Origin of the sequence: Streptomyces sp. CC208A (assembly GCF_030010625.1) — a bacterium.
GTDB lineage: Bacteria > Actinomycetota > Actinomycetes > Streptomycetales > Streptomycetaceae > Streptomyces.
On sequence record NZ_JASCXN010000035.1, the window covers coordinates 1 to 13,661 of the forward strand.

4 protein-coding genes and 1 pseudogene are annotated in these 13,661 nt (G+C 68.2%); 3 read left to right on the forward strand and 2 right to left on the reverse strand.

The genetic code is table 11. The annotated features are described in order from the left end of the window. Positions 1–111: 111 nt before the first annotated feature. Both QK442_RS29570 and QK442_RS29575 read right to left on the reverse strand, forming a co-directional pair. Entirely contained in the window at positions 112–369 is a 258-nt protein-coding gene (locus tag QK442_RS29570; protein WP_282697157.1) for a hypothetical protein, read from the reverse strand. Between the two features lie 4 nt (positions 370–373). Then, positions 374–6,757 carry an RHS repeat-associated core domain-containing protein gene (locus tag QK442_RS29575; RefSeq protein ID WP_282697158.1) on the reverse strand — a complete coding sequence of 2,128 codons (6,384 nt, stop codon included), beginning with the start codon at positions 6,755–6,757 and terminating at the stop codon, positions 374–376. Positions 6,758–7,282: 525 nt separating this feature from the next. Here QK442_RS29575 and QK442_RS29580 point away from each other — a divergent pair. From QK442_RS29580 to QK442_RS29590, 3 genes and pseudogenes are all read left to right on the forward strand, one after another. Next, positions 7,283–10,720: a hypothetical protein gene (locus tag QK442_RS29580; RefSeq protein ID WP_282697159.1), complete on the forward strand. Its 3,438-nt coding sequence runs from the start codon at positions 7,283–7,285 to the stop codon at positions 10,718–10,720. A 146-nt stretch (positions 10,721–10,866) separates the two neighbouring features. After that, positions 10,867–12,618 carry a VCBS repeat-containing protein gene (locus QK442_RS29585; protein ID WP_282697160.1) on the forward strand — a complete coding sequence of 584 codons (1,752 nt, stop codon included), beginning with the start codon at positions 10,867–10,869 and terminating at the stop codon, positions 12,616–12,618. Between the two features lie 402 nt (positions 12,619–13,020). Continuing rightward, positions 13,021–13,554 (forward strand): annotated as a pseudogene (locus tag QK442_RS29590) (transposase); the annotation flags it as partial. Between the last annotated feature and the right edge of the window lie 107 nt (positions 13,555–13,661).

A 13,661-nucleotide genomic window follows, 5' to 3' on the forward strand; every position in this document is an offset into this window, starting at 1 on the left:
TACAGCGGGAACTTCTGTGGTTCAGAGTATGCAACGGCCCGCCACAAAGAGTGACGGGCAGTTACATAGAAGGCGCCTAAGTGGCTGGACTTGAATCTCTAGAGGGACGCATCATTCGTAAACCCTAGCGGCCAACACCATCCGGCCAATCAGTTTCCAGTCTGGAATGTCGGGAGTCATCTCGCCGCGCGCAGAGAACCATCCTGGGCAATCCGTCACCCAAGCGGACCACGCTGACAGGAAACTTTCCAGGGAATCGTTTTCCCATGCCTGGGGGTTGGATTTGAGGTCTTCGGTTGCAAGTCTCAGGAATTCGGCGAGCTCCTCTCGGGTCTCGATTCCCTCAACCATTTGCTGAATATCGACCATTCCTTCACCTGACCCTGATTGAGGTTCCTTCGTTTTGGGTCGTCATTTTCCAGCTCTCGCTGGAGACTTCCTGGGGCGTGGCTCGCCTGAAATTGATCGGGATATTTGCCTCTTTGAATACATAGAGCCTTCGATTGTCCAGGGTGTAGATCTTCCCTTCGTGCTCGAATATTCGAATAGCCGGGAAGTCGTTAGCTGTCGCCCGGCCTGCCTTCAGGTCATCTATTGCCTGAGTGAAGCTCTGCCCGTCCTTGAAGGAGCCCTTGATGCTGTCCTGAGAGTATCTCACTGCCTTGGGGGATATCGAACCGGCGGCAGGGAGGCGCGCAAGTCCGGCGGGGCCGGGGCGAGGTCCTCCGGGGCCTGCTCCGAAGGGGAGAATGGGAACAATATTGAGCTTAGGCTTGCATGCGATCCCTGGTGTGCACGGGTAATCAGGCTCAGGTTCTCCATCCCCCAGGACGGATCGGAGTACGGCGGTGAACTTCTCCCACCAGTTAACTTTCGTAAGGGGGCCGTGAGGTGTAGGGGGTGTTTTGAACCCCGGGCAGTTGCTGCCTCCGATCGTGGATCCACACTCCCCGGACCTCGAGGAGGATGAATTCGCTGCAGCTATCTGATCCTGACAGACTCTATTGCAAGTTCGATCGAAGCTATCGCCGCTTGAGGTGGATTCGTTATTGGTGCCACCGCTCCCTCCTTCATTAGGTGTGGGTGAATAGACGTAGTTGTTGGTGTACGAGCTTTCTGCCGGAGTGTTGGAGTTGCCGTACGCGCTGGCTATCTCTCGCAGGCCCGTGGGGTCGGACAAGGTGATGGGGCTGTTGCTCGCGTAGCTGTAGCCGTTGAGCGACTGCGGCAGGTCGAGGCTGAGGATCGGGTCGACGCTGATGAACTGGCCGAGGTTGGTGTCGTATTCGCGGGCGCCGATGTGGGTGAAGCCGGTGGTGGTGTCGATGTCGCCGCCTACGAAGCCCTTGGCGCTGGGCCAGAAGTAGGGGGCGGCGCCGCGCTGGCCGCCGTACGGGAGGGTCTTGCGGCGGTTGGTGGCGAGGCTGCTGGCGGAGATGGACAGGGTGTTGGTGTTGTGGTGGTCGGAGACCAGGAGGCCGACCCTGTTGTTGTCCTTGCTGGTGCGGATCGCCGAGCCGCCGGGGACGCTGTAGTAGCGGGTGCCGTTGGTGAGGGCGGCGGGGGTGGTGCCGGCCTTGCGGGTGAGTTCGAGTTCCTGGCCGCCGGGGAGGTAGAGGGTGGTCTTGGCCGGGTCCCGCTTGATGATGCGGGTGCCTTCGGCGTCGTAGAGGAACGACGTGGTCTGGCCCGAGACGGTGGAGGTCTTGAGCTTGCCCTCCTCGGTCCAGGTCAGGTCCTGCACCGGGCCGCCGGCCGGGGCCTTCTTGATGAGGTTGCCGGTGGCGTCGTAGGTGTAGGTGTCGGTTCCGGTCGCGCCGCCGGTGGCGGTCACCGAGCGGACGGCGTGGGCCTGGGCCGCGCCCGCGGTGGTGGGGTAGGTGTAGGTGCGGGTGGTGTTCGCGGCGATCGGACCGGCCTTGTACTGGGTCTCGGTCTTGCGCTGGCCGGTGTCGGTGAAGGTCCAGGACGTCCGGTACGGGTCGGTCGTGCCCAGGTTGGGGGTGCCGGTGCCGTTGACGGACTTGGTGGCGCAGGCGTCACCGGAGGTCCAGGCGTCGGTGAGGCGGCGTGCCCAGTCGTAGGTGAAGCACTGGTCGTCGATGACCGTGCCGTCGTTCTGGGCGTCCCGGATGGAGGTGATGTTGCCGGCCGGGTCGTAGCCGTAGGTGATGTAGGACAGGGTGGCGGGGCCGGTGGCCTCGCGGTTGATCTGGTTCTTGACCAGGCGTCGGGTGGAGTTGTCGTAGGTGAGGGTCTGGGTGACCAGCTTGCCGAGGTTGCCGAGCTGGGCCTGGGCGAGTTCGCCGAAGGGGGTGTAGCCGGCGCCACGCAGGTAGGCGTGGTCGAGCGAGCTGTCGACGATGGCCAGCGTGTCGTTCGAGCCGTAGTGGTTGTTGACCGTCTCGGTGGGGAGGGCGGTCGTGGCGTTGGTGTTGGTGGTGCTGTAGGTGGCCGTCTTGGGCAGGCCGCTCACCGGGGTGGCGGTGGTGGCCACGGTGTAGGTGCCGGCGAGGAGTTCCTCACCCGTGATGCTCGGGACCGTCACCTTCGTGCCCGTGGGCCGGCCGGCCGAGCTGTAACCGGTGACCTCGGTGGTGTAGGCGGCGCTCGCGTTGGCGGTGTCGTAGCGGATCGACTTGTGGGGCAGGCCCTTGCCGCCGGTGGCGGTGTCGTAGGTCCACTCGGCCAGCTTGGTGCCGGTGACGGATCCGGTGCGCAGGGTGGTCTTGCGGCCCAGCTCGTCGTAGGTGGTGGCCAGGGTGCCGCGGGCGTCGGTGACGGTGTCGAGGCGTCCGGCGGCGTCGTAGTGGTTGGTGGTCTGGCCCTTGTCGGGGTCGGCCGCGGTCAGCTGCCGTCCGCGCAGGTCGTAGGTGTAGCGCCAGGTGTTGCGACCTGAGGAGTCCGTGAGGGACGCGAGTCGGCCGGCGGAGTCGTAGGTGCGGGTGGTCTTCTCGTACTGGGTCGGCGCGGCGTCCGGGACCGGGTTGCGGTCCTTGTACTGGCGCTCCTCGATCGTGCGGCCACGGACGTCGGTGAGGGCGAGGGTGGCGGTGCCGCCGGCGGGCGGAACGCTGGCGGCCCAGAAGTCGCCGTAGGTGTGGGTGGTCTTCCACTTCTCCGCGTTCAGCGAGAGCTGGATGCTCTCCGTGACACGGCCACGCCCGTCGTACTTGTTCTGGAACGCCTGGGGAACGTCCTTCGGCGCCACGACGAACATGGCAGTCGTCGACACGGCGCTGCTGTTGTAGTACGGCGCGTAGGTGAGGTGAGCGCGGCCGTGGGTGTCGTAGAAGGTGTCACTGATGACGCGGCCGTTCACTCCGAAGGAGGGCGACTGGGTCTGACGGGCGCGCAGCAGCGAGTCGTAGTAGGTGACGCTGGTGCCCCACAGACCGTCTTCGTAGAGCTTCTTGGTGATGACGGTGGAGGGGACGGTCGAGGAGAGCTTGTAGGTGAACGTGGCGTTCGGCTGCAGGGTCTTCGCCCGGCCGGTGCTCCAGACCTTGGTCAGGCGGCCCAGGGTGTCGTAGTCGCTGGCGGAGGTGCGGCCGTTCGCGTCCGTCGTGCTCAGGGCGAGACCGCGCATGCCGTCGAGGGTGGTCGAGGACGTGTGGCCCTTGGCGTTGGCGACCTTCACCGTGGTCGGCTGGGCGCCGGTGGCGGGGGTGTAGGTGGTCGTGACGGGCTGGCCGTCCTGGCCCTTGGCGACGAGGACACGGCCGTACTGGTCGTAGGTGGCCTGGGCGGTGGTCTCCCACACGGGAGTGTTGTCGCTCTCGTGGCGGGCGAGCTGCTCGGCCTTGGTGGTGTTGGCCTTGCCCGCGTCCGGAGCGGCGCCGAGGGTCTTGCCGTCGTAGTAGGTGCGGGTGCGGCTGGTGACCTCGCCGGGGCCGGTCAAGCAGGCTGTGTTGTCGGCGGTGGTGACCTCGCTGGGGTAGCCGATCAGCCAGTTGGTGGTGTCCGGCGTGACGTAGTCGGTCACTGTGCAGCGGGCCTCGACGGTGCCGGCTCCGTCGTCGGTCTCCTTGGTGAGCAGACCGTAGGTGGTGTCGTAGGCGCGGGTGGTGGTGAGGGTGCGCCAGGTGGTGCCGTCGTCGAGGAGAGTGCTGCCCTTCTCGGTCACGGTGCCGGACAGGCGGGCCGTCTTCGCCGGCAGGGTGGGCGCGGGGGTGCCGGGCTTGTCGGGATCGGTGATGCCCTTGACCTGCTGGGTCGCCGTCGCCGCGGACTGCCAGGGGGTGTAGAGGGTCCTGGCGACGACCTTGCCGCCGGTGCCCTCGGTGTCGTACACGTAGGAGCCCGAGACGCGTCCGGCGAAGTCCTCGCGGTCGGTGATGCCGTTGATGGTGGAGACCGTGCGGGGGCTGCCGTCGGCGAGGGTGTCGCCGGCCATGCCGAGGAAGTAGGTCTTGGAGGTCTTCACCCGGTTGGTGTCGCCGCCGCTGTAGGTGCGGACGGTGGGGTAGCCGCGGAAGACGTTCCAGGTGCGGTGCTTGTCGAGGGTGAACTCGCTCGTGTCACGACGCCAGTGCGGGCCGTTGTGGTACGTGTACGAGGTGGTCTTGGTCTCCGAGCCGCTGCCACCAGTGGTGTCGTTCTCGTCGATGCGCCTGACGAGGTACTTGTTGAACCAGTCCTTGACCGGCTCGACCGCGCCGGCCGGGGTCCACCACGCGGGGTAGCACCGCATGTTGTTCGCATCAGGCGCGGGCAGGTTGGTCGGCGTGCAGTTCGAGGCGTAGTAGCTGACGAGGGTCTGGCCGCCGGTCTCGTTGGTGATCTTGGTGATGCGGTAGCGGTTGAGCGGGGGCCGGCCCTCGGCGGAGTCGACCCGGTTGGGCATGAGCTCGCCGGTGAAGAACACCTTGTTCAGCGTGATGTCCGCGGTGGGTCCGGCCTTGCCGGTGCGCTGGACGGAGTTGAGCCACATGGCCGGGGTGGAGGTGTCACCGGTCGCCGGGAAGGACTGGACGAGGGCCCAGCTGTCGACGGCGATCATGCTGGTGCCGACCAGGGAGAAGGTGTTGATGCCGGTCAGGCGCTGCTTCGACCAGAACGACGGGGACGCCTGAAGGCATTCGGTGCCCGAGGTGCAGTTCAGGTCGACAGGGGTGTCCGGCCAGTTCGCGGCGTTGGCCTTGGTGAAGGAGCAGTCGGTGGCGGTGCACCGGGGCGCGGTGGTGAAGGTGACGCGGCCGGCGGGGTTGGCAGTGGTGTAGACGGCGCCTGCGCGCAGGCCGTAGTCGATGCGGTTCAGGTATCCGCCGCGGGTGTAGGGCTGCGGGGCGGCCGTCTTGTTGTTCTGCGCGTAGTAGCCCTGCTCCTTGGTGTAGTAGAGGGCCATGGCGTTGCCGTGGGGGTCGACGACGTAGTCGAGGTTCCAGCGCCAGCCCTGCCGCTCGGCGGAGGAGGCGTAGTCGGTGGCGTGTCCCTGCTCGCCGGCGTGGTTGCCGTAGACGGGGACGGAGAAGACCGAGTTGGTCTCCGTCTTGCCGGTCTCCCAGCCGGGGAGGCGGTTCTTGCCGAACCAGTACTGGGTGCCGTCGAGAGTGGTGACCTTCCAGTACTCGGAGTCCTCGTCACCGGAGTTGTTCGGTTCGGTGTCGTAGATCCGCTCGACGCGGGAGCCGTTGTCGCTCTCGAGCTTCCAGACCTTCTTGCCCGCGTCCCAGACGAGTTCGGTCGAGGAGCCGTTGAGGGAGAGGGTGGCGTTCTCCGACTTCCAGCACAGGTCACCGGTCTTGGCGGTGTTGTTGCCGCCCTGCTTGTCGTTCTCGCAGGAGGCGTAGCGGCGCTCGATGAAGCCGGGGGAGTACTCCCAGCCCTCTCCGATCCAGGAGGACTGGTTGTTGGTCGACGCGGTCCGGCCGTCGACGGAGGAGGAGTTGTAGGACAGACCCACGTTCGGTACCAGGCCGCCGGGGGCGCTGGGGACGTCGATCGGCACGTTCCAGCCGAAGCCGCCGGAGTTGCCGCCCGCCGACCACGAGCCGGAGGGGGCGAGCGAGGTCGCCTCGTAGGAGCCGTCGCTGCCGCCGGTGTCGGCCGTGGCGGCCAGGACGGTGACGCCGGCCGCGCCGGCGGTGAAGGCCGTGGGCGCCGACGCCGCCGTGGTCTTCGCCGAGTCGTCCATGCCGGTCTTGACGGTCCTGGAGGACGCGGAGGCGGCAAGGGTGGCGGTGAGGGTGTGGTCGTTGGCGTTGTTCTCGGTGGCCAGAGGAGTCTGCTTGCGGCACTCGGGCTTGTCCGGAGTCGTCAGTGCGCACGCGGGCAGGGTGACCAGCCGTAGACGCGAGGGCCAGCCACCCGCGTAGGCGCCGCGAATGGCGCTGTAGTCGACCTCGACCTCGACCGGACCCGCGGACGCGGCCGTCGTGTCCGCGGGGCGCAACGTCATGAGCAGGCCGTCGACGCCGGCCGCACGAGCGGCGGAGCGGTCCTTGACCGAGACTTCCGTGCGACCGGGGGCCTTGCCGTTCTTCGCGCTCCTGCTGCCAGGTGCGGTCAGGCGGACAGGCAGACCGCCGACCTTCCGCGCTCCGGCTGATGAGGGCTGCGGGGTGATCTCCTCGGTGGCGGCGGTGGGCCAGGTGACAGCCGGTGCCTGCCATGGAGTGGACGGCCGAGGCTTCTTCTTCAGGCCCGCGGGCATGAAGTCGGTGCCGTCGACGGACTCGGTCTTCGGTATCGCCGGTGTACCGGCCTGTTCACCGGGAACGGCCCACGTCGGCGCGGTGAGCACGGAAAGGCTCATCGCCACGGTAAGGGCGCCGACTATTCCTGTCTGCCCCGGCACGCCCCTTCTTTGTCTTCTCCTGCGCCTGTGAAAGGGCATGGCAAAGCGACTTCGGAACACCATGAGAGAACCCCACCCCGGTTGTGCGTCAAGGATCGATGATCACGCGCATCCAACATGGCGCCAAGTGTCGGTGGCAACTGAAAACAAGGGTTGAGGCATTAGTTTGTCAGGTCGTGACCCCTTCGTTGTGAGGCCCCTTTCTGGAGTTTGGCCAAGCCGCCAACCAGGCATTATGTGAGCCAGCTGTGGGCAAAAGGCGCATCATGGAGGGGGTCTGTCACCTCTCGATGTACAGCTTCCCTGGAGCGTGTAGATCCACCTGAAATGGTTTATGCGAACCTGGTGCGCGCGTTTGGCGAGTCGCCGAGACCCGCTGATCTGAATGTCGGTCCGGCAGGTTAGAGTTCCCGGCCAAGGGGGAGCAGTAACAATTTTTCCGCCCGTTGGGCAACCCCATGCTCTCCGGAAAGGAACCAGTACATGAGCACCACCAGGCTCAGGCTCAGACGGGGGCGCAGAGCATTGGCTCTGGCGATAGCCGTGAGCGTGACGCTTCCGGCCTCAGTGGCCGTCGCCCTGTCCGACGCCTCTCCGGCAGCCGTGACCACGGGCGCGGAGGCGCCGTCGTCGCCGTCCGCGCTGCTTGAGGAGGTCGCCTTCACCGAGGCGGCCCGCACGGGCAAGGTCATCGAGATCCTCGACCGCCGGGAGGAGAGCACCGAGTTCTTCGCCAACCCCGACGGCTCGACCACCCGCCGCTCCTACGGCATCCCGAAGTGGACGCGGTACGACGGCATGTGGCGGCGGACCGACGCCAAGCTCGTGCGGAAGTCCGACGGTTCGGTCGAACCCGTGGCCCCCAGCTTCCCGATCACCTTCTCCGGCGGCGGCGACCAGCCGATGGCGACGATGGTCAAGCAGGGCAGGAAGCTCGCCCTGACCTGGCCGACCGCGCTCCCCGAGCCGGTGCTGGACGGCGACACCGCCACGTACCCCTCGGTCCTGCCCGGCGTCGACCTCCAGCTCATCGCCGAAGTCGACGGCTTCGCCCAGCACCTGGTCATCCACACGCCCGAGGCCGCCGCGGACCCGGCTCTGAAGAGCATCGAGCTCGGCCTGGTGACCGAGGGCGTCACCCTCACCGAGGCCGCCGACGGCAAGCTGCTGGCCAAGGACGAGGCCGGCGAGACCGTCTTCAGCGCGCCCAGCCCCAGGATGTGGGAACAGCCCGCGGTACCGGCCGAGGAGCCCGCCGAGGAGCCCGCCGAGGCGCCGGCCGGGACCACCTCGCGGACGGAGAAGCGTTCCTTCGCCGCCGGGCCGGCGCAGTCCGACAGCGTGTCTGAGAGCGCGCCCGAGAGTGCACCCGAAAGTGTGCCCGACAACGCGCCCGTCGGCGTGGAGATCGGCGACGGTGCGCTGACCCTGACTCCCGACGCGGACCTGCTGGCCTCCGCCGACCAGTTCCCGCTGGTCATCGGCCCGCCCTTCAGCGGCGGTGTCCGCGAGAAGTGGGCCGTGGTGTACTCGGCCACGCCCAACGCCGCCTACCCCAACGGCTCGGGCTGGAACTCGTCCAACCCGGCGGACGAACCGCGGGTCGGCTACAACGGCACCGGCGACACCCGGTCGTTCTTCGCCATGAACACCAACGGCCTCGAAGGCGCGACCATCAACAGCGCCACGTTCGCCGTCATCCAGACCCACTCCTGGGTGTGCGACTCGTCCGTCGGCCCGACCGAGCTGTGGTCCGCCGGAGGCATCGGGACCACCCCGACGTGGAACACCCAGGTCTGGGGCAGCAAGCTCGCCTCAGGTTCCTTCTTCGGGGGCAACGACACCTATTGCCCGGGGGACGTCGGGCACGACTTCACCAGCGACGCGCTGAAGGCCTTCGTCCAGAAGGCCGCCGACAACCGCTGGGGCACCACGACCTTCGGCCTGCGCACGCCGGACAGCTACCTGGGCAACACCAGGGCCTACAAGCGGTTCAAGAACAACCCGGTGCTCGAGGTCAACTACAACTACAAGCCCGTCGTCATCAGCAAGGCCGCCTATGAGGGCTACTACGTCGCGTCCGGCGACGGCAACGTCCCGGTCGCCTGCGGCGGACGCATCGGCAACAGCGGCATCAGCCTGACGGCCAAGGTGAAGGACCCCGACGGCGGCAAGGTCACCGCCAACTTCCGGATCAGGAACTCCAGCGGCACCTCCCTCAGCTTCGCGCCCAACTACAACTACGAAACTGTTGACGGGGCCGGCGAAGCCACCGTGACCATGCCTGTGGGCAAGCTGCCCAACGGCACGTACACCTGGACCGTGTACGCCACCGACACCGAGAACACCAGCAGCGCCGTGACGGCCCCGTGCTCCTTCTCCGTCGACCGCGTCGGTCCCGACAAGCCGGTGGTTGTCTACGACATGGACGGCACCCTGGCCGGAGAGCCTGGTGTACCCGCCATGAACGGAAAGCCCGAGGTACCCGGCGACACGTACACGGCCCGTGTCCCCCAGAAGTTCAAGTTCACCAACACGGTGAGCGACGTTGCCGGCTACTGCTGGGCGGTGGACCGTCCCTTGTCCGCGGCTTCGACACCCCGTTGCCCCAACGGCACCTGGGTCGACGCCGGCACAGACGCTCTGCACACCGCCACGGTGACCCTCACACCGGTCGCGAACCCCGTCAGCACGATCAACGTCGTCGCCTACGACAAGTTCGGCAACCGGTCTGAGCTCGCCGGCGGCGGCGACCAGATCAACCTCACCACGAAGCCGGTGTTCGTGTACGAGACCGATACCAACCCCGTAGACAACGAAAACGGACCCGACCGGCCGGGTGACCTCAACGGCGACGGCTTCTCCGACTTCGTCGCGACCGATCCCGACGGCAAGCTCTGGCTCTACGGCGGCAACGGCAACCTCAGCGCCCCGGCAGCCCGGCAGCTCGTCGGCACCGGCGGCTGGACCGGAGCCCTCATCGCCCACCGCGGCGACCTGAAGGGCATGAAGTACCGCGACTCGGCCCCCGACGGCTACGAGGACTTCCTCGTCCGCCTGCCCGACAACAAGCTCTACGTCTACCCCGGCAACGGCATGGGCACCCCGTGGGCCTACACCCGCAAGGAACTCGCCCCCCACCCCGCCATGGGTTCGGACTGGAGCGGTCTGCGTCAGATGCTCCTTCCCGGCAACATCGACGGAAAGCCTGGCAACGACCTCATCACCGTCGAATGCATCTGGGACGATGTAAAGCTTCCGCCGGAGCAGCGGAAGTGCGTCAACGCCCGTCTCATCCTGTACAGCGGCAATGGGATCGGCGGCGGCGGCCAGGACCACACCAAGCCCTTCGACTGGGGCAACCCCGTCGTCCTGGGCACCGGCGGCTGGCGCGACCTCACCAACCTCGCCGTCAGCGACGTCGACGGCGACTCCTACGCCGACCTCGTCGCCCGCGACCCCAGCGACGGCAAGCTCTACCTCTATCCCGGCTGCGTCAACGACGCCGTCTCCTGCCCCGGCAGTCCCTACAAGTTCCTCCCCCGCACCGTCTACGGCACCGGCGGCTGGAACCAGCGCCCCTATCTGACGTCTCCGGGCAACACGCAGGGCACCCTGAAGGACTACACGATCACCACGGAGCCCTCGCCGGAGCTTCCGCCCGGCCCTGACAACGAGGCCAAGACCTACAACTTCAAGCGGTTCATCCCGACCGCAGGCCAGGAAGCCGGTGACATCTGGGCCACCACCCCGGCGGACCCGAACACCCCTGTCAACTACGTCGACGCCGCGGGCAACGCGAAGAGCATCCTGTGCCCCACCGGATGCCTCCTCATCTACCCCGGTGCCAAGACCGCCCACAGCGCACCCCGCCTCGCGGGAACCGCCGGCTGGGCCACTACCATCCGCGGCATCTTCTAGCCGACCACCGGCCCTGACGAACCAGGCGTGCCATGCCCTCCCGAGGCATGGCACGCCTGCCGCCCATGGGCCCCTCCACCATCAGCGCGACCCGGCCGGAGCGCACCTCGGGCCACAGTCGCTCCGCACTCCCGCAAAGGACACACATGAGACGTCTCACCCGCCGCGCGGCCACGCTCTTCGCGGCTGGCGGCATCCTCTCCACGGCCGCCTTGCTCAGCCCGCCCACCGCCGTCGCCGCCGACGAGCTGAAGCTGTCGGGGTACGACGTGGTGGCGGGGCCGGGCTCGGTGCCGCGGTTCTACCCGATCGTCGAGTCGGGCACGACCTTCTGGGGGAAGGTTGTCGTCACGGTCGGCACGAAGCCGATGACTGATCCGGCGGGCGCGGGGGCGGGGCTTCCGAAGGGCTACGTCTCCCACGCCAACCACTGCACCCAGGCCGCCGGGTACACGGGTGTCTTCGTCTGCGAGGGGTCGACGTACCAGCAGCCCGAAGCCGTTGTCCCCGCCGACGCCGCCGACACCACCCTGTACTGGGGCTTCGCGTACATGGCGTCCAACGGCGACCTCGCCACGGCCGTGAAGGAGGCCCGTAGCGCGGGCAGCCTCCCGGCGTCCGGGAGCCGCGGCACCGCCAAGGTCACGGTGAAGTCCGCCGCTTCCGCCGCCCTCAACACCGTCGGCTTCGACACGCCGCCCGTCCCGAACGGTGGCACGGTCCGCCAGCGGCTCCGTGTCCACGCCGCGGACGCTGGAAGGATCGCCCTCCGCTTCACCATGGCCGAGGGACAGCTGCTCAGGGGCACGTCGGCCATCCACCTCGGCAGCCCGACCTCTGATACGGGTGCCGAGTGCTGGGTGCCCGTCTCCGAAATCGGCTGGGGGGCCGGGGCCGGGGCCAATTTGCTCTGCAAGCTCGAACCCGGTGATCACGTCATCAGTTACGACCTCACCAGCGGGCCGGGCCAGTACGCCCAGAAGTACGTGGCCTACACCGATTACGACCTCTACACCACGGTCACTCCTCCCGAGGCCGACGTCCGCCAGACCAGCGCCCCGTTCGCCGTCCAGGGCACCCCCGTCAAGCCCTGGCACGGTCTCCACGCCCGCGACACCACCGGCAGGCTGTGGGAGTACACCGGAACCCGCAGCGCCGCTGCTCCCTTCCGCAGCCGGCATGCGGTCGGCCCCGGCTGGCAGACCTACGACACCGTCACCTCCCTCTCCCCCTACACCCAGGGGCCCTACACGCAGGGTGTCGTGAAGCCGTCCGCCGCCACGCGCGGCCTGGGCGATCTCGTAGCCCGGGACAGGGCCGGTGTGCTCTGGTACTACGACCGGCAGATCGGCTACAGCGGTGGCACCTACATGCCCCGCGTCCGCGTCGGCGCCGGCTGGAACATCTACGAGCGGATCACCGGTGCTGGCGACCTCGACGGCGACAAGCTCGTGGACCTGGTCGCCCGCGACAAGGCCGGTGTCCTGTGGTTCTACAAGGGCACTGGCATCCAGACCAGCGGAGCCCGGTTCAAGGCGCGGGTGAGGATAGGCGGCGGCTGGCAGGTCTACGACCGGCTGGTCGGTGGTGACGACCTCACCGGTGACGGCCGTGCCGATCTTCTGGCTCGCGACAAGGCCGGTGTGCTGTGGCTGTACCGGGGTACGGGCAGGGCCACGGCGCCGTACGCCGCCCGGGTGCGGGTCGGTGGTGGCTGGCAGGGGTACGACCAGCTCGTCGTCACCGGTGACCTCACCGACGACGGCCGGGCGGACGTGGTCGCGCGTGACCGGTCGGGTGTCCTGTGGCTGTACCGGGGCACGGGCAAGGCGGCCGCGCCGTTCGCCACCCGCGTCCGGATCGGCGGCGGCTGGAACACGTACAACCACCTCTTCTGACGCCCTCGTGCGAGCGGCGCCACGACGGGCCGGGCGTCTCGTCCCCGGTCAGGGGCGGGATGCCCGGCCCGTCGGCCCGTGCCGCCGATCGGCAGTGGGACTGAGGCCGGTCGGTCACGGGCGGGAGGTGCGGGTGGGCGGCTGCGGTTGCGGCTGCGGGGTGGGCGTGCGGTCGTGTACGCCGAGGACCACGCGGGACTCCACGCGGGACTTTCCCGCGCGGGTGAGGCGGAGGGAGACGGTGGCGGTGAGCAGGGCCAGGAGGGTCATCGCGGCGCCTGCCCAGGCGGGGGAGGCGTAGCCGAGGCCGGCGTCGATGACGGTGCCGCCGAGCCAGGGGCCGCCGGTGTTGCCGAGGTTGAAGGCGGCGGTGGTGGTGGCGCCGGCGAGGGTGGGGGCGACGCGCCCCGGGTGAACGACCGCCGCGTGGACGACGCCACGGGCGAGCGCAAGCGGTTCTCCTCCAGGATCCTGACCCCGTGGTGCCGCAAGTCCCCGAGGATCTCCGGGGTCCTGCCGCTGCTCTATCTGCACGAACTGTCCTCGGGCGACTTCGTCCCGGCGCTGGAGCAGTTCCTCGGCTCGACGGCCGGGCTGTCGCCAGCCACCGAGAGCCGGCTGACCCGGCAGCGGCAGGACGACCACGCCGCCTTCCAGGAGCGTGACCTGTCGGACCGCGACTTCGTCTACGTGGGGGCGGACGGCGTGCACCCCAAGGTCCGGCTCGGCCAGGCGCACTCCTGTGTGCTGGTGCTGCTCGCAGTCCGCCTCGACGGCACCAAGGAACTGATCGCGCTCGCGGAAGGGCTGCGGGAATCCACCGAATCGTGGGCCGGCCTGCTGCGCGACTGCCGCCGGGGCATGCGCGACCCCGAACTCGCCGTCGGCGACGGCGCGATGGGCCTGTTGAAGGTCCTGGCCGAGGTGTTTCCCGCCGCCATCAAGGTGACGGACGAGGAGGCGGGGACGCCACCGGCCACGGGCTCCCCCGTTCCACTGATGCCGACGTACTCGCCCAGCCCCGGCGCACCAGACGCGGGTCC